Below are 19,851 nucleotides of genomic sequence, written 5' to 3'. Positions count from 1 at the left end.
GGCGCCCCATATCCCCGGCATAGGTGTCCTTATCAGGCATACTCCCGCTTCATGGGCCGGACAGAGGAAGCGCGCGACGCGCCCGGAGGGGGCGAGGGCGAGAGCACTGCCACCGTCCTCGTCGCCGCCGGGGCCAATCTCGGCATCGCCGCCGCCAAGGCCGTCGGCGGCATCCTCAGCGGGTCCAGCGCGATGCTCTCCGAAGCCGCGCACTCCGTCGCCGACACGGTCACCGAACTGCTGCTGCTCACCGCGCTGAAACGCAGCGCCCGGCCGGCGGACGAGGACCATCCGCTCGGCCACGGCCAGGAGCGCTACATCTGGGCGCTGCTCGCCTCCGTCGCCACCTTCGTGGGCGGCGCGGTCTTCTCCGTGTACGACGGGATCCACACCCTCACGCACGGCGAGGAGCTGGGCGACCCCCTGGCCTCCTACGTGATCCTCGCCGTCGCCTTCCTCCTGGAGGGCTACTCGCTGCGTACCGGACTGAAGCAGGCGCGCCAGGAGGCGGCGCGCTTCGGCGTGCCCCTGGGCCAGTACCTCCACCACACCCCGGACACCGCGGTGAAGGCCGTCGTCATGGAGGACTCCGCGGCCCTGGCCGGCCTGGTGCTGGCGGCCGGCGGCCTGCTCGGCGGGCAGCTCACCGGGTCGGGCGTCTGGGACGGCGTCGCGGCGATCCTGATCGGGCTGCTGCTGGTGTACGTGGCGTGGGTGCTGGGGCGCAGCAATGCCCAGCTCCTCATCGGGCGCTCGCTGCCGCCCTTCCTGCGGAACGCCGTACGGGAGCAACTGCGCGCGGTGCCGCAGGTGGTGGACGTACTGGAGCTGGTCACGATCGTGCAGGGGCCGCGGGAGGTACTGATCGCCGCGAAGGTCGACTTCCGCGACCTGGCCACCGCCGCGGAGATCGAGTGGGCCTGCGAGCAGGCCGAACGCGACCTCCGCGCCCGCTTCCCGGCGGTCCGCCGGGTCTTCCTGGACCCGACGCCGGGGCGCGGGGAACCGGCCCCCTGAGAGGCCCGTTGGTCAGTCCGCCAGACCGGCCGCGTGCAGCAGGTACGCGGTCAGCGGGTCGTAGTAGCGGGGGCTGCGGACGTGGTCGTCCAGGGGGACCGTGACCTGGACGGTGCCCTCCGCCTCGGCCAGGAAGAGCGCCGGGTCGTTCGAGTCCGCGTAGCCGACGGCGTCGATGCCGCGCTGCCCCGCGCAGCCCGCCCAGCCGTGGTCCGCCACGACCAGGTCCGGCAGCGCCTCGCCCGCCGCCTCCAGGCCGTCCAGGATCGCCGCCATCGGGGCCGGCGAGTGCGTGTGCCACAGGGTCGCGCCCCGCTCGAGCATCGCGACCTGGCCGAACTGGAAGACCACGCCGTCGTCGGCGGTCAGCCCGTCCGGCGCGACCACGATGTCGCAGCCCGCCGCCCGCAGCGCGGCGGCCGTGGCGATGTGCACGTCCAGCAGCCCGCCCGGGTGACCGGTCGCGAGGAGCACCCGCCGGCGGCCGGCGGCCGCCTTGCGCAGCACCGCCGCCATCCGCTCCAGCGCGTCCACCGTCAGCTCGGGGTCGATGGTGTCCTGGCCGTGCCGGTGGTCCGGGTCGTCGACGACGCCGCAGCGCTCGGCCATCACGGCGAGTACGTCCTGCTCGTCTCTCCAGCGGTCGCCCAGCTCCAGGCCGAACCAGTAGTGGCGGTTGCCGTTGGCGAGCTTGCGGTAGTGGTCGAGGTTGTTCTCGCGGGGCGTCGCGACGTCACCGGCGATGCGGGTGCGTACGAGGTGCTCGACCAGTTCGGCGCGGCTGGGGGCGGGGGCGGAGGTTATCGGCATGAGGCCCATTGTGCCGGTGCGGATCAGCGCGGGGCGGGGGAGTTCCGCCGCGTGGACACCTCGCGGGGCCCGAGCGCGCCGCCCTCGGCCCCGGGAGACCGCGTGAACGCGTCCATCGATACGGTCCGTCGAATGGACGCCGTGTCGAATGGCGCCCCCGTACCTCACAGATATGTCCATGGGGCGAACGCGGCGCCGTCTCTACGCTCAGCGCCATGACCACCGCATCTGCCGCATCCTCCGAGCCCGTCGGTCCCGTCGACTCCTCCCGCGTCCCGCGTTACGCAGGCCCGGCGACCTTCGCCCGGCTGCCGCGCATCGACGAGGTCGGCGGCCGCGCCGATGTGGCCGTCGTGGGCGTCCCGTTCGACACCGGTGTCTCCTACCGCCCCGGCGCCCGCTTCGGCGGCAACGCCATCCGCGAGGCGTCCCGCCTGCTGCGCCCGTACAACCCGGCGCAGGACGCCTCGCCCTTCGCGCTGGCCCAGGTGGCCGACGCCGGTGACATCGCCGCCAATCCGTTCAACATCAACGAGGCGGTCGAGACGGTCGAGGCCGCGGCGGACGACCTGCTCGGCACCGGCGCCCGTCTGATGACCCTCGGCGGCGACCACACCATCGCGCTGCCCCTGCTCCGCTCGGTCGCCAAGAAGCACGGCCCGGTGGCGCTGCTGCACTTCGACGCGCACCTGGACACCTGGGACACCTACTTCGGCGCGGAGTACACCCACGGCACGCCGTTCCGCCGCGCGGTCGAGGAAGGCATCCTCGACACCTCGGCGCTCTCGCACGTCGGCACGCGCGGCCCGCTGTACGGCAAGAAGGACCTCACCGACGACGAGAAGATGGGCTTCGGCATCGTCACCTCGGCCGATGTCATGCGCCGCGGCGTGGACGAGGTCGCCGACCAGCTCCGCCAGCGCATCGGTGACCGCCCGCTGTACATCTCCATCGACATCGACGTCCTGGACCCGGCGCACGCGCCCGGCACCGGCACCCCCGAGGCCGGCGGCCTGACCTCGCGCGAGCTGCTGGAGATCCTGCGCGGCCTGGCCTCCTGCAACCTGGTCTCCGCCGACCTGGTCGAGGTGTCCCCGGCGTACGACCACGCGGAGATGACCTCGGTCGCGGCCTCCCACACGGCGTACGAGCTGACCACGATCATGTCCCGGCAGATCGCGGCCGCACGCGGCTGACCGTCCTTTCCCACGCGGAACACGCCAGGGCCCCGGAACCGAGAGGTTCCGGGGCCCTGGCGTTTGGCAGGCGTTGCTCAGATGCCGGCGGTGGGCAGCTGGCCGGCCAGGCCGTTGACCTTGGCGATGCCGTCCGTGGCGAGGCCCTCGACGGCCTGCACGGCGGTGCCGTCGACGGTCACACCGGCGCCGTAGCCGGCGATGCTGCCGCCGATGGTCGCGGCGCCGGCGGCGATGCCGTCCAGCTCGGTGTCGGCGATCTCGGCGGTCTCGATGAAGTCACGCATGACTTTTCTTCCCTTCGAAGCACGGGGACGCGGAAGAACAGGGGTTACGCCGGGAATAGTGCCGGGGTGGAGCGCGTAAGGCAAGTTTCTCTCCAGGGCCCGTGCATTACGCCGAAAAATGCCCACCACATGCGTTGTGAAGTGCGTTTTTGAATGCCGATGCCGTCGATGTCGGACGTCGCCCGGTGGAATTCAGGAAGGGGCGGCGAAAGGGCGGCGAGGTCCGGTGAAAAGGACATGTCCGTAATCGCGTCCAGAATTCAGGAATGGGTGCCGAGAGCGAACCACAGCTCCATCCGGACGTCCGGGTCGTCGGGGTCGGTGTCGAGCAGGGCGGCGACGCGGGCGATGCGCTGCCGGACCGTGTTGCGGTGAATGCCGAGCGCGGTTGCCGTACGGTCCCAGCTCCCGTGCAGCGAGAGCCAGGTGCGCAACGTCTCGCGGAGCGCCGGGGTGCCGTCGAGCGGCGCCAGTACGGCCGCCGCGTGCGCGCGGGCCTCGGCCGGCGGAACCAGCGCGGCGACGCCGCCCGTGCCGCCGATGCCGGGGGAGCGGTGGCGGACGAGCGGGGTCCGGCCGGCCACCGCGCGGCGCAGCGCGGCCGCGGCGTGCGCGTCCCCGGCGGGCAGTGTGGACACCGGTACCGGCTCGCTCACGCCGAGCGTCCAGCCCGGCTGCGCGGTGACCTCCCGGCCGGCCGGGACCAGGGCCCGGACGGTGTCGTCGCCCGGCGCGACCAGGGACGTGCCCAGCCCCGCGGCGAGGGCGGCGGCGGGCGCTTCGCCGCCGCGCCGGGCGCGGGCGTGCACGACGGTCCAGTGCGGGTGCTTCAGCAGCGGCGCCACGTCGGCGGGCCCCTCCCCGAGCAGCAGCCGGACCAGCGCGGCGGAGTGCCCGCCGTCGGCCGCCTCCGCGTACGGGCCGGTGAGCAGGGACAGCAGTACCGCGGCGACACCGACGACGGCGCGGGCCGCCGGATCGGGCGGCGGCGCGGCGACGATCAGCGCGCGCGTACGTTCCGGGGCCCGGCCGCCGAGCGCGTACGCGGCGAGATGCGTACCGGCCGCCTCGGCCGGGGCGTCACTCGCGGCTGCCGGGTCGCCGGGGACTGCTCCCACCGGGTCGCCCGGGGCCGCCGCCACCGGGGTGTCGCTTGCCGCTGCCGGGCTGCCCGGGACCGCCGCCGCCAGGGTGTCGCTCGCCGCCGCCGGGCCGCCCGGGGTTGCCACGCGGCGTGCGAGCCGGGCCGCCGCCGATCGCGCGGGAGCGGGCAGCCGCGGTCCGGCGGCGGCCAGTTCGCCGTCGCCGCCCGGCCCCGACACCGCGGCCCAGCCGCCCACTTGGCGGGCGAGCGTGCGCAGCACGGCCGGTACCGGGTCGGGCCCGCCCGCGGCCGCGGCCAGCGCGCGCTGGCCGTCGCCGATGCGGGTCAGCTCGCGGTGCCGGGCCTCGGTCATGGCCTGCCACACGGCGCTCTCCACCGCCGTGAACGGGGTCCCGGCCGGCACCTCCAGCAGCCGCAGCCCGTACCGGTCGCAGGCCGCGACCAGCGCCCGCGGCACCGCGTCGTGCACCGGCGCGATCCCGAACCCGAGCGCCACCGCACCCGCCGCGACCGTGCGCTCCGCGTAGCCGTCGAGGTAGGCCCCCGACCCCGCCGCCTCGTCGAGGTGCACCCCGGCCGTCAGCAGCAGCTCACCGCCGAGCAGATACGGCTCCGGGTCGGCCATCTCGGAGGTGTGCACCCAGTGGATGTCGGCGTCGGCACGCGGCCCGGCGATCTGCCGCAGCCCGAGGTCGGCGCGGGCGAGCAGTGCGGACAGCGGGACGCCCGGGGTGGGCGGCGGCGAGTGGTGCGGCGCGTCAGCCATGTGCGGACCATCCAATTCCGAGCGGCACGGTGGAGGAAACGTACACTTCTGCGCCGCCACGCCATTTCCTAAGGTCAACCCACGTCAGCGCACGAAAATCCGCCCCACCCCCACCTTCACTCCCGCCTGCCGAAGGGATGGCCCATGGCTGTCGACTACGCGGTGATCGTCCTTTACCTTGCCGGCATGCTCGCCGTGGGCTGGTGGGGCATGCGCCGCGCCCGCTCCAAGAGCGAATTCCTGGTCGCCGGGCGGCGCCTGGGCCCGTTCATGTACTCCGGGACCATGGCCGCGATCGTCCTGGGCGGCGCCTCCACGATCGGCGGCGTCGGCCTCGGCTATCAGTACGGCCTCTCCGGCGCCTGGATGGTCTTCACCATCGGTCTCGGCCTGCTCGCGCTGAGCCTCTTCTTCTCCGCGCGGATCGCCCGGCTGAAGGTCTACACCGTCTCCGAGATGCTCGACCTGCGTTACGGCGGCTCGGCCGGCGTCATCTCCGGCGTCGTGATGTGGGCGTACACCCTGATGCTCGCGGTCACGTCCACGATCGCGTACGCCACGATCTTCGACGTCCTGTTCGGCCTGGACCGCACGGTGTCGATCATCCTCGGCGGCGCGATCGTCGTCGCGTATTCCACTCTCGGCGGCATGTGGTCGATCACCCTCACCGACATGGTGCAGTTCGTGGTCAAGACGATCGGCGTCCTGCTCCTCCTGCTGCCCATCGCCGTCGTCAAGGCAGGCGGCTTCGGCGAGTTGCGGGCCGAACTCCCCGACGACTATTTCGCCCCGCTCGGCATCGGCGGCCAGACCGTCTTCACCTACGTCCTCATCTACTCCTTCGGCATGCTGATCGGCCAGGACATCTGGCAGCGGGTGTTCACGGCGCGCAGCGACCGCGTCGCGCGGCTGGGCGGCACGGCCGCCGGCACGTACTGCCTGGTGTACGCGCTCGCCGGAGCCGTGATCGGTACGGCGGCCAAGGTGCTCTACCCCCATCTCGGCAGCCCCGACGACGCGTTCGCCACGATCGTCAAGGACGCCCTGCCGATGGGCGTACGCGGACTGGTGCTGGCGGCGGCGCTCTCCGCCGTGATGTCCACGTCCTCGGGCGCGCTGATCGCCTGCGCGACGGTGGCCAACAACGACATCTGGTCCCGGCTCCGGGGCGCGGTGGGCGGTGGTACGGCCGCCGGTGAACGCGACGAGGTACGCGGCAACCGCGCGTTCATCCTCCTCATGGGCATCGCCGTCATCTGCATCGCCATCGCCCTCAACGACGTCGTCCAGGCCCTGACGGTCGCCTACAACCTCCTCGTCGGCGGCCTCCTGGTCCCGATCCTCGGCGGCCTCCTCTGGAAGCGCGGCACGGGAACGGGCGCGCTTGCCGCTGTCGCGACGGGCGGCGCGACGGTGATCGCCCTGATGGCCTGGCGCGGCGTCCTGGCGAACGAACCGATCTATTACGGGCTGCTGGTGTCGCTGGTGGCGTACGTGATCGTCAGCCTGTCGACCCGCCCGACGGATCCGGCGGTACTGGCCGAGTGGCGGGCCCGCCTGGCACAAAAAAGCCCGTCCGGCGTTTGAGGACGAGCGGCCGAAGGCCGTGATCGCCCGCACCCCCACGCACCCGCAGAGAGGCACGACGTTGAGCCCCACCGACCCCTCGGCCCCCGCCGCGCAGCGCCAACGCACAGGGGGCGACCTCGTCGTCGAATCGCTGCAAGCGCTCGGCGCGCAGACCGTCTTCGGCCTCCCCGGCCAACACGCCCTGGGCCTCTTCGACGCGCTGGGCCGCAGCCCCCTGCGGTACGTCGGACTGCGCGTGGAGAACAACGCGGGGTTCGCCGCCGACGCCTACGCCCGCCGCACCGGCGGCATCGCCCCGCTCATGGTCTCCACCGGCCCCGGCGCCCTCATGACGCTCGCCGCGCTGCAGGAGTCCGCCGCCGCCTCGGCCGCCGTCCTCGCGATCGGCAGCCAGGTGCCGGTCGCCGGACTCGGCGGCGGCCGCCACGGCTACCTGCACGAACTCCCCGACCAGAGCGCAGCCTTCCGCGGCGTGGTGAAGTCCGTGCACACCGCCCGCACGCACTCGCAGATCCCGTCCGCGATCGCCGCGGCCTGGAAGTCCGCGCTGACGGCCCCGCACGGCCCGGTCTGGGTGGAGATCCCGCAGGACGTACTGCTCGCGCCGACGGCGATCCCGGTGGTCACGGGCCTGGCCGCGGACCCGGAAGAGCTGCCCCCGCGCCCCGAACTGACCACCGTGGCCGCCGACCTGCTGACCGACGCGGAGCGCCCGGTGATCCTCGCGGGCGGCGGCATCGTACGGGCCGGGGCCGAGCCCGAGCTGCGGGCGCTGGCCGAGCGGCTCCGGGCGCCGGTCGCGACGACCTTCGGCGGCAAGGGCGCGTTCCCCTGGACCCACCCCCTCTCCCTCCAGTCCTGGCTGGAGGACCGCCACACCACGGATTTCCTGGAGGACGCGGACGTCCTGCTGGTGGTGGGTTCGGGCCTGGGCGAACTCTCCTCGAATTACCACACGTTCAGGCCCCGCGGCCGGGTCATCCAGATCGAGGCCGACGCGGGCAAGCTGGAGTCCAACCACCCCGCGCTCGGCATCCACGCGGACGCGCGCCTCGCGCTCCGGGCCCTGCTGGAGACGGTCGGCGCGCGCGAGGACGACACGGCGCCCGCCCGCGTACGGGCACTGCTGGACTGCGTGGGGGAGCGGATCGCGTCCCAGGAACTCACCCTGGAACAGGACGTACTGGCCGCCGTCCGCGAGGCACTCCCGCCCCGGTCGCCCTCCTTCTGGGACATGACGATCCTGGCGTACTGGGCCTGGTCGGCCTTCGACGCCCGCCACCCGAACACCATGCACTCGGCGCAGGGCGCGGGCGGCCTCGGCTACGCCTTCCCGGCGGCGCTGGGCGCGGCGGTGGCCGACCCGGCGCGGCCGGTGCTCGCGGTCTCCGGCGACGGCGGCGCCATGTACTCGCTCGCCGAGCTGGCCACGGCGCGCCAGTACGACGCGCCGGTGACCTGGCTGATCGTGGACGACGGGGGCTACGGCATCCTGCGCGAGTACATGGAGGACGCGTTCGGGCGGGCGACCGGCACCGAGCTGGCGCGGCCCGACTTCGCCGCGCTCGCCGAGTCCTTCGGCGTGCCGGCGGTGACGAGCGCTCCGGAGCGGCTGCGGGACGACCTCGCCGCCGCGCTGGCGGCCCCCGGCCCCTCCGTGGTCGTGCTCCCGGCCCGGCTGCGGATGTTCGCCCCCACCCATCTCGGCGATTCCCCGACCCAACCGGGCCATTCCCCGACCCAACCGGGCGATTCCCTGGCTTCGGAAAGTTAACAAAGCGCGTGGACCGTTGACGTGATCTGTTCATAACTTTAGGTTCGCTGCGGGCAGCGACAGATCTGGCTCTCTGCCCCCGTGCCCGACGCCCGACGATCCGTCGACGGAGAACAATGTCGTACTCCCCACGTCCGCTGCCGCGTACCGGCAGACGGCTGCTCGTCCCCCTGCTCGCGGGCGCGCTCATCGCGGCCGTACCCCCTGCGTCCTCCGCGGCGGCACCGGACGGCGGCCGCGCCACGGGCCCGGCGACGGGCGCCACCCCGGCCGCCGACGGCTCGTGCGCCACCGACGGGCCCGGCTGGCAGCCCACGTCCACCCGCATCGACCCCGACGACAGCCACCACCCGTACGTCGGCAACGGCTACCTCGGGCAGCGCGTGCCGCCCAACGGCACCGGGTACGCGGCGACCGGCGGCAAGACCGGCTTCCCCCTCTACACCCCGCGCTACGACGGCGCCTTCGCCGCCGGCCTGTACGCCGAGGGCCCCAAGTCGGTGAAGAAGCGGCAGGCCATCGCCGCGCTGCCCACCTGGACCACGCTGAACGTGGCCACCGGCGGTCCCGGCGCCGAGACCTTCGGCTCGGCCACGAAGCCCGGCCGGATCTCGCACTACCGGCAGTCCCTCCTGATGCGCTGCGGCCTGGTCCGTACCTCGCTGACCTGGACCGCCGCCGACGGCCGCGCCACCGACCTGGTCTTCGACGTGCTCGCGGACCGCACGCACGCGCACACCGGTGCCGTACGGCTGCGGATGACGCCGCACTGGAGCGGCCCGGCGACCGTCACCGACACCCTCGACGGGCGTGGTGCGCGCCGGATTTCGCAGACCGGCGGCGGCGCCCGATCCGGCGACCGCACGCAGGACGTCACCTTCCGCACCGACGGGACGAAGACGGCGGGCGCGGTGGCCTCCACGCTCCGTACGGGTCCGGGCATTCGTTCGGAAAGTGAACAGAAGGCCAAGGCGCCCGAGAAGCTGACGGCGCATCAGGGCGTCAGCTTCCCCGTGCACAAGGGCCGCACCTACGAGGTCTCCAAGTACGTCGGCGTGGACACCGCGCTCACCTCGCACGACCCCAGAGCCGCCGCCACCCGCGCCTCCCAGCAGGCCGCGGCGCAGGGCTGGGACCGGCTGTACCACGCGCACGCCACCGCCTGGCAGAACCTGTGGCACTCCGACATCGAGGTGCGCGGCCGCGAGCAGCGCGACCTGCAGGCGTGGGTGCGCTCGGCGCAGTACGGACTGCTCGCCAACTCCCGCGAGGGCTCCTCGGACAGCATCGCCCCGACGGGTCTGACCAGCGACAACTACGCGGGCGAGATCTTCTGGGACGCCGAGACCTGGATGTACCCCGGCCTGCTGGCCGCCCATCCGGAGCTCGCCCGGTCCATCGTCGAGTACCGCTACAAGACCCGGGCCGGTGCCCGCGCGAACGCCAAGAAGCTCGGCTACGACGGCCTGTTCTTCCCGTGGACCAGCGGCGGCAAGGGTGATCTGTGGAAGGAGTGCCACAGCTGGGACCCGCCGCACTGCAAGACCCAGAACCACCTGATGGGCGACGTCTCGCTGGCTGCCTGGCAGTACTACCTCGCCACCAAGGACACCGGCTGGCTGCGGGAGCGCGGCTGGCCCCTCATGCAGGGCATCGCGCAGTTCTGGGCCTCCCGGGTCACCAAGAACGGTGACGGCAGCTACTCGGTCAAGAACGTCGCGGGCCCGGACGAGTACAGCAACGGCGTCGACGACGGCGTGTTCACCAACGCGGGCGCCGCCACCGCGCTCCGGCACGCCACCCGCGCCGCCGCCGTCCTCGGCAAGAAGGCTCCCGCCTCCTGGAACACCATCGCGGACAAGCTGCGCATCCCGTACGACAAGAAGAAGCAGGTCTTCCAGCAGTACGACGGCTACAAGGGCACCACCATCAAGCAGGCCGACACCGTGCTCCTGCAGTACCCGCTGCAGTGGCCGATGTCGGACGCGGCCAAGACGAAGACGCTGGACTACTACGCCGCGCACACCGACCCCGACGGCCCGGCCATGACCGACTCGGTGCACGCCATCGACGCCGCCGAGATCGGCGAGGCCGGCTGCGCGACGTACACCTATCTCCAGCGGTCCGTGCGGCCGTTCATGCGCGGTCCGTTCCACCTCTTCTCCGAGGCGCGCGGCGAGAAGGCCGGCGCCGAGGACCCCCTCGCGGGCTCGCCGTCCCAGGACTTCCTGACCGGCAAGGGCGGCTTCCTGCAGGTCTTCACCCACGGCCTGACCGGCCTGCGGCTGGGCGAGGACCGGATCACCCTGGACCCGACGCTGCCGCCGCAGCTCGCCGACGGCGTCACCCTGCGCGGCCTGCACTGGCAGGGCCGGACGTACGACATCGCGCTCGGCGCGCACCACACCGAGGTGCGGCTGACCGGCGGTGAGCCGATGACGGTCGCGACGCCGGAGGGCGAGCGGATCGTCGGCCAGGGAGCGCCCCTGACGCTGAAGACCCGCCGCCCCGACCAGGAGCCGACGGCCAACGTGGCCCGCTGCCGCACGGCGAAGGCCACCTCGGAGGAGCCCGGGATGTACGCGGGCGCCGCGCTGGACGGCAACACCACCACCGCGTGGGTGCCCGACGCCGCCACCGGCACCCTCACCGCCGACCTGGGCAGCGTCCGCCGCATCGGCACGGTCACCCCGCACTGGACGGCCACGAAGCCCGCGTCGTACCAGGTCCAGGTCTCGCGCGACGGACGGCACTGGACCGGCACCGGCTATGACGGGAAGTCCCCGGCGCGGTACGTCCGGGTCACCGTGCGCGGCAAGGCGGACGCCAAGAAGCACCCGGGCATCGCGGAGCTGAGCGTGGCCGAGGCCAAGACCAGCAGCAAGGCCGGCGCCGAGGACTGACGGCCGCCGTTCCGCGGAACGGAACGCGTGATGCGGGCGGGGCGCCCGGGGGAAGGAACCCCCGGGCGCCCCGCCCGTTGCCGTCCTGCCGACCGGAAGGATCCCCGTGCGCCTCACCGCCGCCGTATCCGCCGCCCTCGCCGCCACGCTGCTCGCCGCCGGAACGCTCCCGGCGGCCGCGGCCCCGCCCGGGGCGCAGGCCACCGGCGCCTGTTCCGCCCGCGTCTCCATCGACCAGTACTCCGACGCCCTGGACAAGCGCTCCGTCGACGGCCTCTACGCCGGGAACTTCTCCGCGCTCGCCCGCGACACCGACGGCGATCTGCTCGCGCTCTCCGACCGGTCCGCGCTGGTCACCCTCGACGGCCGGACGCGCGAGCCGCTGCGCGGCGTCCCGCTCGCCGACGAGGACGGAAAGCCGCTGGACTCCGAGGGGCTGGTCGTCGAGAAGGACGGTAACCGGCTGATCACCTCCGAGACGGAGCCGTCGGTGCGTCGCTACGACCGGGCCGGGCACCCGGTCGGACGGCTGCCCGTGCCGGACGGGCTGCGGGTCGCCCCGGCAGGGCGGGCCACCGCCAACCAGACCTTCGAGGGCCTGGCCGCGGGCCCCGGCGGCCGTACGCTCACCGCGTCCATGGAGGGCCCGCTCGCCGGTGACGGCAACGGCGCGCAGGGCCGTCCGCTGCACCGCTTCCAGACCTGGCAGCGGCAGCCGCACGGCGGCTACGCCCTCGGCAGGCAGTACGCCTACCCGGCCGAGCGGGGCATGACGGTCCCCGAGATCACCTCGCTCGGCGACGGCCGCCTGCTCGTACTCGAACGTAAATTCGAGCCTCAGGGCAACACCATCCGCCTCTACCTCGCCGACCCGCGCCCCGCGGACGACACTCGCGGCACCGAGAAGCTGACCGCCGCCACCCGCCCCGCCGCCAAGACCCTGCTCGCCGACCTCACGCGCTGCCCCTCCCTCGGCGCGCCCGCCCGGCAGCCCCAGATCAACCCCCTCCTGGACAACATCGAGGGCATGGCCGTCCTGGGGCACGCGCACGGACGGCTGCACCTGCTCCTGATCAGCGACGACAATCAGCGGGCGCAGCAGATCACCCGGCTGTACGACATGACCGTCCGCCTTTGAGGCCAATGACCGCCATTGGCCGCCCGTGACCGCGGGAATTGTTGCGGTGGGATGAAAACACCGGCCGCCGCTGTTGGTGCCTTGCGGTAAGAAGTCGACCGGCGGGAGGCGTCGCGTGGCAGGGGCGGACACGGATACGGCGGAAGAGGGCTGGGCGCGGCGCCTGATGCGCACGTGCTGGCGGTACAAACAGGATGTACTGCTCGCGCTCGGCTCCTCGCTCGCCGGGATGGCCGTCATGGCGCTCGTCCCGCTCGTACCGAAGCTGATCATCGACGATGTGATCGTCAAGCACGAACGGTCCCTCGCGCCGTGGGCCACCCTGCTGATCGTCGCCGCGCTCGCCGTGTACGTACTGACGTACATCCGCCGCTTCTACGGCGGCCGGCTCGCCCTGGACGTCCAGCACGACCTGCGGACCCGGATGTACCGGGCCATCACCCGGCTGGACGGCCGGCGGCAGGACGAACTCAGTACGGGGCAGGTCGTCGGCCGCGGCACCAGCGACCTCCAGCTCGTGCAGTCGCTGCTGTTCATGGTGCCGATGATGCTGGGCAACGTCCTGCTGTTCGTCATCTCCCTGGTGATCATGCTGGTGCTCTCCCCGCTGCTCACCGTCGTCGCCCTCGCCGTCGCCCCCGCCCTGTGGTGGATCGCCAAGCGCAGCCGCCTCCGGCTCTTCCCCGCGACCTGGTACGCGCAGGGCCAGGCGGCGGCCGTGGCGGGCGTGGTGGACGGCGCGGTCTCCGGCGTCCGCGTCGTGAAGGGCTTCGGCCAGGAGGAGCAGGAGACCGGCAAGCTCCGCGAGGTCGGCCGGCGGCTCTTCGCCGGGCGGCTGCGCACCGTACGCCTCAACGCCCGCTACACCCCGGCCCTGCAGGCCGTCCCCTCCCTCGGGCAGGTCGCGATGCTCGCGCTCGGCGGCTGGATGGCCACCCGGGGCCAGGTCTCGCTGGGCACCTTCGTCGCCTTCTCCACCTACCTCGCGCAGCTCGTCGGCCCGGTCCGGATGCTCGCCATGATGCTGACCGTGGGCCAGCAGGCCCGCGCGGGCGTGGAGCGGGTCTTCGAGCTGATCGACACCGAGCCGGTCATCGAGGAGCGCCCGGACGCCGTCCCGCTGCCCGCCGACGCGCCCGCCACGGTCGAGTTCGACCACGTCACCTTCGGGTACGGCGACGAGCAGGGCGCTCACCAGGTCCTGACGGACTTCTCGCTGCGCATCGAGCCCGGCGAGACCGTCGCCGTCGTCGGCACTTCCGGCAGCGGCAAGTCCACCGTCTCGCTGCTGCTGCCGCGCTTCTACGACGTGAGCGCGGGGCGGGTGCTCGTCGGCGGCCGGGACGTGCGCGACCTGACCGCCGACTCGCTGCGCGGCGCCATCGGCCTGGTCCCCGAGACCAGCTTCCTCTTCTCCGACTCGATCCGGGACAACATCGCCTACGGCGCCCCGGACGCCACCGACGAGCAGATCCGGGCCGCGGCCCGCGCCGCCCAGGCCGACGGCTTCATCTCCGCGCTCCCCGACGGGTACGACACCGAGGTCGGCGAGCAGGGCCTGAGCCTGTCCGGCGGCCAGCGGCAGCGCGTGGCGCTCGCCCGCGCGATCCTCACCGACCCGCGCGTGCTGGTCCTGGACGACGCGACCTCCGCGGTCGACGCCCGGGTCGAGCACGAGATCCACGAAGCGCTGCGCGGCGTGATGGCGGGCCGTACGACCCTGCTCATCGCGCACCGCGCCTCCACCCTGGCGCTGGCCGACCGGGTCGCCGTCCTCGACGGCGGCCGACTGCTGGACATCGGTACGCGGGAGGAGCTGGAGGAGCGCTGCGAGCTGTACCGCAGGCTGCTCACCGACCCGGACGAGCTGGGCGGCGTGGAGCGGGACCCGGCGGGGCAGGTCGCGGCGGCCGGGGCCTTCTCCGGCGAGGCGGCGGCCACCGGGCTGCTGGAGCCGGCGACCACCACCGGCCTTGTGGCGCCGGAAAGCACGCCCGCCACGGAGGCCACCCGCCCCCGCCGCGTCATCGACGGCGTGACGCCCGAGCTGTGGGTCCGTACGGGCGAGGAGTCCGACGGCGTGCAGCCGCGGGAGGGCGGCAGCGCTTCCGCCGCCGCGCTCGCCGGCCGCCCCGGCGGCATGGCCGGCGCGCTGGCCGGCATGCCCGCGACGCCCGAGCTGCTCGAAAAGGTCGCGGCGCTGCCCCCGGCCACCGACACCCCCGACATCGACGAGGAGCAGGCAGCGCGGCCGGAGAGCTCCTACGGCCTGCGCCGCCTGCTGCGCGGCTTCGGCCGGCCGCTGCTGATCGCCCTGCTGCTGGTCGCCGTGGACGCGGTCGCCGGGCTGCTGCTGCCCGTACTGATCCGGCACGGCATCGACGACGGCGTACAGCGCGCCGCGCTCAACGGCGTGTGGGCCGCGTCCGCCGCCGCCCTGCTCGTCGTGCTCGCCCAGTGGGCCGCGCAGATCGGCTCGAACCGGATGACGGGGCGTACCGGCGAACGCGTCCTGTACTCACTCCGCGTCAAGATCTTCGCCCAGCTCCAGCGCCTCGGCCTGGACTACTACGAGCGCGAGCTGACCGGCCGGATCATGACCCGGATGACCACGGACGTCGACGCGCTCTCCACCTTCCTGCAGACCGGCCTGGTCACTGCCGTCGTCTCCGTCCTCACCTTTTTCGGCATCCTGGTCGCCCTGCTGGCCATCGACGTGCAGCTCGCGCTGGTCGTCTTCGCCACGCTGCCGCCGCTGATCATCGGCACGTACTTCTTCCGCAAGCAGAGCGTCAAGGCGTACGAGCTGGCGCGTGAGCGGATCAGCGTCGTCAACGGCGACCTCCAGGAGAGCGTCGCCGGGCTGCGCATCGTGCAGGCGTTCCGCCGCGAGGGCAGCGGCGTCGCGCGCTTCACCGAGCGCAGCGCCGCGTACCGGCAGGCCCGCACCCGCGGCCAGTTCCTGATCTCGGTCTACTTCCCGTTCGTGCAGCTCCTGTCGTCCGTGGCCGCCGCGCTGGTGCTGATCGTCGGCGCGGACCGGGTGAGCGCCGGGACGCTGACCGCGGGTGCCCTGGTCGCGTACCTCCTCTACATCGACCTCTTCTTCTCCCCCGTCCAGCAGCTCTCCCAGGTCTTCGACGGCTACCAGCAGGCGTCCGTGTCGCTCGGCCGCATCCAGGAGCTGCTGCGCGAGCCGACCACCACCCCGGCGGCCGAGAACCCCCGCCCGGTGAAGGAGCTGGCGGGCGAGATCACCTTCGACGACGTCCACTTCCGCTACGCGACCGCCGACGGTGAGCAGGCCGAGGCCCTCTCCGGCATCGCCCTGACCATCCCCGCCGGCCAGACCGTCGCGTTCGTCGGCGAGACCGGCGCCGGCAAGTCCACGCTGGTCAAGCTGGTCGCCCGGTTCTACGACCCGACGACCGGCGCCGTCCGCGTCGACGGCACCGACCTGCGCGAACTGGACCTGACCGGCTACCGCCACCGGCTGGGCGTCGTCCCCCAGGAGTCGTACCTCTTCCCCGGCACGGTCCGCGACGCCATCGCGTACGGCCGCCCGGACGCCACCGACGCCGAAGTGGAGGCGGCGGCCCGGGCGGTGGGCGCGCACGACATGATCGCCACGCTCGACGGCGGCTACCTCCACGAGGTCGCCGAGCGCGGCCGCAACCTCTCCGCAGGCCAGCGCCAGCTCCTCGCGCTCGCCCGCGCCGAACTGGTCGACCCCGACGTGCTGTTGCTCGACGAGGCGACCGCGGCGCTCGACCTGGCCACCGAGTCCGTCGTCAACCACGCGACGGACCGGCTGGCCGGCCGCCGCACGACCCTGGTCGTCGCCCACCGCCTGACGACCGCGGCCCGCGCCGACCGGGTCGTCGTACTGGACCGCGGCCGCGTCGCCGAGGACGGCACGCACGCCGAACTCCTCGCCCGGGGCGGCCGGTACGCGGAACTGTGGCGCTCCTTCACCGGCGAGACGGTGGAGGCCGGGGTATAGCGCCGTGCACTGTGGAGGCCGGAGTGCAGCGCCGTGCGCCCCGCCGCCTGCCCCGCCGGCCAACTCCCCGTCCGCTACCGCCGGTCGGGGGGTGGTCGGCGAGGGGCCGCCCCGATAGGTTCAGCGCGACCTTTGCGAACCCCAGGGGAGGGCGCATGCGCAAAACGCTCAGATGGCTGCTGTCACTCACCGTGCTCATAGGCACGGTCGGCGCGGGCACGGCCACGGCAACGGCGGCCACCGCCGCCGCGCCGGCCGGTACGACCGCGGACAGCCGCGCGGAAGCGGACATCAAGGACCGTCTCCTCGCGATACCGGGAATGAGCCTCGTTCAGGAGAAGCCGGTCGACGGTTACCGCTTCTTCGTCCTGAACTACACCCAGCCGGTCGACCACCGGCACCCGGGCAAGGGCACCTTCCAGCAGCGCATCACCGTGCTGCACAAGTCGACCGCCCGCCCCACCGTCTTCTTCACCTCCGGCTACAACGTCAACACCGAGCCGACGCGCAGCGAGCCCACCAAGCTCATCGACGGCAACCAGGTGTCGATGGAGTACCGCTACTTCACCCCGTCCCGGCCCGAGCCCGCGGACTGGAAGAAGCTGGACATCCAGCAGGCCGCCGCCGACCAGCACCGCATCTTCACGGCGCTGAACGGCATCTACGCCAAGAACTGGATCGCCACCGGCGGCAGCAAGGGCGGCATGACGGCGACGTACTACCGCCGCTTCTACCCGCACGACATGGACGGCACGGTCGCGTACGTCGCGCCCAACGACGTCGTCAACGACGAGGACTCGGCCTACGACCGCTTCTTCGCCACCGTCGGCACCGCCGAGTGCCGCAAGGACCTCGCCGCGATCGAGCGCGAGGCGCTGAAGCGCCGCGGCGAGATGGTCGACCGCTTCCAGAAGAAGGCCGCCACCGAGGGCTGGACCTTCAAGCTCGCCGGCAACGCCGACCGCGCGTACGAAATCATGGTGACCGACCTGGTCTTCGGCTTCTGGCAGTACCAGCCCGCCGCCACCGCCTGCGCCGAGGTCCCGAAGCCGACCGCGTCCACCGACTCCCTCTGGTCCTGGATGGACCAGGTCGGCGGCTTCGACAGCTACACCGACCAGGGCATGCAGCCCTACCTGCCGTACTACTACCAGGCAGGCACCCAGCTCGGTGAGCCCGGCTACGCCTACCCGAACGTCGCGGACCTGCTCCGCTACCCGGGCATCAACAACTCCCGCACCTTCGTCCCGCGCGACATCCCCATGTCCTTCGACAAGAAGGCCATGCCGGACGTGGACCGCTGGGTGCGGCACCACGCCGAGCGGATGATGTTCGTCAACGGCCAGTACGACCCGTGGAGTTCGGAGCATTTCGAGATCGGCAAGGGCGCGAGGGACTCCTACGTCTTCACCGTCCCCGGCGGCAACCACGGCTCCAACATCACCAAGCTGAAGGAAGCCGACCGCACCAAGGCCACGGCCCGCCTCCTGAAGTGGGCCGGCGTGACCCCGGCCGCGGGCGAGACGGCCCCGGCGGCTCCGTACAACAAGAAGCTGGACAAGCAGCAGTCGCAGCGGATGCCGATGCTGCGCCCGTGACGGGCGGTCGGTACTGACCGGTGGGCCCGGGGCGACCGACCGCCCCGGGCCCACCGCGCTGCCGGTGGATCAGCGGGTCAGCAACAGCGCGTCGCCCACGGCACGTTCACCCGTGGCGTCCGACGGGGTCGTGATCAGACGGCCGTCGACGGCCATGCCCACGGAGCCGCCGCCGTCGAGGTTCATGGCCTGCGTGGCGCCGAGCGACTTGATGAGCGCCGCGGCCTCGTTCAGCCCGAGACCGTCGCTGTAACCGGGCTGCCGGCCCGCGCTGGTCAGCAGGATGACCCGGCCCGCCCGGTCGGTGCCGAGGACCATCCGCGGATTGCGCCTGATGCCCCAGGTGTACGCGAACGAGCGGTCACCGGCGTGCTCGATGCCGTCCGCGGCGTAGTCGACGGCCACCCTGCCGTCGCGCACCAGCTCCGGGCCGCCGTTGACGATGTCGTCCTGTGCCGTGAGGCGGACGGGGCGGCCGTCGGTATCGGTGATCTTCTCGTCCAGCCGTACCGCGGAGCCGGGCGCGGCATGGTCACGCAGCCACCCCTCGCCCGCGCCGATACCGGCCAGTACCGTGCCGCCCTCCGGTACTGGACCGCCGCGCGGCCGCAGCGTCTGGACGAGGCCCTCGCCGTTCAGCACCGCCTCCACGCCGGGCCCGGCGGGGGTGGCGTCCCCCAGCTCCGGCGTGAAGCGCACGATCTCGTCCGGATCCGTGCAGGTCACGTCGTGCTGCGGCCGCTCGGTCGGCACATCACCGCCCGTCCCGCCGCAGTTGCGGACCTTCCCCGGAACGCGGTTGATGCCGTCCACCGGCTCGGTGGCGCCGCCCGCCGTCACCTTCGACTCCGTACGCAGATGCCGGAACTCGGGGTGCAGGCCGTCGCCCCGGAGGACCGCGGCGATCCGCCCGTTCGTCGCGGCGCTCTGCAGCCGCCCGTTGTACGCGGCGATGCCCGCGGCGGCACCCGGTACGCCGTCCTTCTCCTCCATCACGAAGAACCCGGCGTTCACCGCGAGCAGCGCGTTCGCGCGGGCGGCCATGTCGGTGACCTTCTCCCGCCCGGCGACCGCGGTCCCGTAACCGGCGTCCAGCCGCCCGCGGTACGCCCGGGGATCGATGACGGCGACCTTGACGCGGGCCAGTCCCGTACCGGGCGTGCCGTCGCCGCCGGTCCACTCGCTGACGGCGTCGAAGCCCGCCGCCGCCAGTTCCTTGCGGGCGTTGTCGGCCTGGTCCCGGCCGCCGTACGTGCCGGTGCGGACGCGTACCCCGACCGTGCCACGCCGGTCGGAGCCGGCCGGCCAGTGGACCTCCTCGGTACGTGGCGCGAACCCGGCCGCGCGCAACCCGTCGGCCAGCGCGTCGGCCGTCTCGCGGCTGTGCAGCACCGCGCCGTCCTTCCGCACGGTGACCGTCCAGTGGTCGGCACCGGGCCGCCCGGCGAGCATGCCCTGGTACAGGTCGACGCCGGGGGCGAGCCGGTCGTGCTGCCAGTCGTCGTACTTCTTGGGCAGCGAGAAGGTGGCCGGGGCCGCGGCATCGGCCGGACGGACGGCGGCACCGGGGATCACGAAGGTCGCGGCGAGAGTGCCGGCGAGGACGGTGGTCAGCGCGGGGGAGAGGCTGTCTCTTATACACATCTCCGAGCCCACGAGACTCC

The 19,851-nt window shown here is 73.0% G+C and carries 12 protein-coding genes; 8 read left to right on the top strand and 4 right to left on the bottom strand.

The features are described from left to right. Window positions 1-51 precede the first annotated feature (51 nt). The gene (locus IG84_RS0128355) at window positions 52-1,017 is read left to right on the top strand and encodes a cation diffusion facilitator family transporter (RefSeq protein ID WP_031062964.1); all 966 of its coding nucleotides are present in this window, start codon (window positions 52-54) and stop codon (window positions 1,015-1,017) included. 12 nt (window positions 1,018-1,029) lie between these two features. Here IG84_RS0128355 and IG84_RS0128350 read toward each other — a convergent pair whose 3' ends face one another. After that, on the bottom strand, window positions 1,030-1,827 hold the full coding sequence (locus tag IG84_RS0128350; RefSeq protein WP_031062961.1) for a phosphatase: 798 nt from the start codon (window positions 1,825-1,827) through the stop codon (window positions 1,030-1,032). A 215-nt stretch (window positions 1,828-2,042) separates the two neighbouring features. On the opposite strand from IG84_RS0128350, the gene speB reads away from it, so the two are divergent. Continuing rightward, on the top strand, window positions 2,043-3,023 hold the full coding sequence (gene speB / locus IG84_RS0128345; protein ID WP_031062959.1) for an agmatinase: 981 nt from the start codon (window positions 2,043-2,045) through the stop codon (window positions 3,021-3,023). Window positions 3,024-3,100: 77 nt separating this feature from the next. On the opposite strand, the gene IG84_RS41895 is transcribed toward speB, so the two are convergent. Both IG84_RS41895 and IG84_RS0128335 read right to left on the bottom strand, forming a co-directional pair. Next, a complete protein-coding gene (locus IG84_RS41895; RefSeq protein WP_031062956.1) occupies window positions 3,101-3,310 on the bottom strand; it encodes a hypothetical protein in 210 nt (69 codons plus the stop codon). Window positions 3,311-3,570: 260 nt separating this feature from the next. Continuing rightward, window positions 3,571-5,181, bottom strand: coding sequence for a PucR family transcriptional regulator (locus IG84_RS0128335; RefSeq protein WP_107053980.1), 1,611 nt, complete (start codon window positions 5,179-5,181; stop codon window positions 3,571-3,573). A 144-nt stretch (window positions 5,182-5,325) separates the two neighbouring features. Between IG84_RS0128335 and IG84_RS0128330 the strand changes: the two genes are divergently transcribed. The 6 genes from IG84_RS0128330 to IG84_RS0128305 all read left to right on the top strand — a co-directional run bounded on the left by IG84_RS0128330 (window position 5,326) and on the right by IG84_RS0128305 (window position 18,187). After that, on the top strand, window positions 5,326-6,768 hold the full coding sequence (locus tag IG84_RS0128330) for a sodium:solute symporter family protein (RefSeq protein WP_031062950.1): 1,443 nt from the start codon (window positions 5,326-5,328) through the stop codon (window positions 6,766-6,768). Window positions 6,769-6,829: 61 nt separating this feature from the next. Further along, window positions 6,830-8,545 carry a thiamine pyrophosphate-binding protein gene (locus tag IG84_RS0128325; protein WP_051862549.1) on the top strand — a complete coding sequence of 572 codons (1,716 nt, stop codon included), beginning with the start codon at window positions 6,830-6,832 and terminating at the stop codon, window positions 8,543-8,545. Window positions 8,546-8,661: 116 nt separating this feature from the next. After that, a complete protein-coding gene (locus IG84_RS0128320; protein ID WP_051862529.1) occupies window positions 8,662-11,448 on the top strand; it encodes a discoidin domain-containing protein in 2,787 nt (928 codons plus the stop codon). Window positions 11,449-11,548: 100 nt separating this feature from the next. Next, a complete protein-coding gene (locus tag IG84_RS0128315) occupies window positions 11,549-12,586 on the top strand; it encodes an esterase-like activity of phytase family protein (RefSeq protein ID WP_382467350.1) in 1,038 nt (345 codons plus the stop codon). Between the two features lie 166 nt (window positions 12,587-12,752). After that, complete coding sequence (locus IG84_RS0128310; protein WP_078649498.1) at window positions 12,753-16,589, top strand: ABC transporter ATP-binding protein; 3,837 nt, start codon at window positions 12,753-12,755, stop codon at window positions 16,587-16,589. 155 nt (window positions 16,590-16,744) lie between these two features. Then, window positions 16,745-18,187 (top strand): S28 family serine protease, encoded by a 1,443-nt coding sequence (locus IG84_RS0128305; RefSeq protein ID WP_031062935.1) that lies wholly within the window; start codon window positions 16,745-16,747, stop codon window positions 18,185-18,187. A gap of 69 nt (window positions 18,188-18,256) precedes the next feature. On the opposite strand, the gene IG84_RS0128300 is transcribed toward IG84_RS0128305, so the two are convergent. Further along, complete coding sequence (locus tag IG84_RS0128300) at window positions 18,257-19,831, bottom strand: phosphodiester glycosidase family protein (RefSeq protein ID WP_031062932.1); 1,575 nt, start codon at window positions 19,829-19,831, stop codon at window positions 18,257-18,259. Window positions 19,832-19,851: the final 20 nt, after the last annotated feature.

Origin of the sequence: Streptomyces ochraceiscleroticus (assembly GCF_000720485.1) — a bacterium.
In the GTDB taxonomy this organism is placed as follows: Bacteria; Actinomycetota; Actinomycetes; order Streptomycetales; family Streptomycetaceae; genus Streptomyces; species Streptomyces ochraceiscleroticus.
Note: the sequence above shows the minus strand (reverse complement) of the source record. Positions and strands in the feature narration are given on the sequence as shown.

Bases quoted from the DNA above. Each gene is read 5' to 3' on its own strand.
- IG84_RS0128355 (WP_031062964.1), top strand. From the start codon at position 52: ATGGGCCGGACAGAGGAAGCGCGCGACGCGCCCGGAGGGGGCGAGGGC.
- IG84_RS0128350 (WP_031062961.1), bottom strand. From the start codon at position 1,827: ATGCCGATAACCTCCGCCCCCGCCCCCAGCCGCGCCGAACTGGTCGAG.
- speB (WP_031062959.1), top strand. From the start codon at position 2,043: ATGACCACCGCATCTGCCGCATCCTCCGAGCCCGTCGGTCCCGTCGAC.
- IG84_RS41895 (WP_031062956.1), bottom strand. From the start codon at position 3,310: ATGCGTGACTTCATCGAGACCGCCGAGATCGCCGACACCGAGCTGGAC.
- IG84_RS0128335 (WP_107053980.1), bottom strand. From the start codon at position 5,181: ATGGCTGACGCGCCGCACCACTCGCCGCCGCCCACCCCGGGCGTCCCG.
- IG84_RS0128330 (WP_031062950.1), top strand. From the start codon at position 5,326: ATGGCTGTCGACTACGCGGTGATCGTCCTTTACCTTGCCGGCATGCTC.
- IG84_RS0128320 (WP_051862529.1), top strand. From the start codon at position 8,662: ATGTCGTACTCCCCACGTCCGCTGCCGCGTACCGGCAGACGGCTGCTC.
- IG84_RS0128310 (WP_078649498.1), top strand. From the start codon at position 12,753: ATGCGCACGTGCTGGCGGTACAAACAGGATGTACTGCTCGCGCTCGGC.
- IG84_RS0128305 (WP_031062935.1), top strand. From the start codon at position 16,745: ATGCGCAAAACGCTCAGATGGCTGCTGTCACTCACCGTGCTCATAGGC.
- IG84_RS0128300 (WP_031062932.1), bottom strand. From the start codon at position 19,831: ATGTGTATAAGAGACAGCCTCTCCCCCGCGCTGACCACCGTCCTCGCC.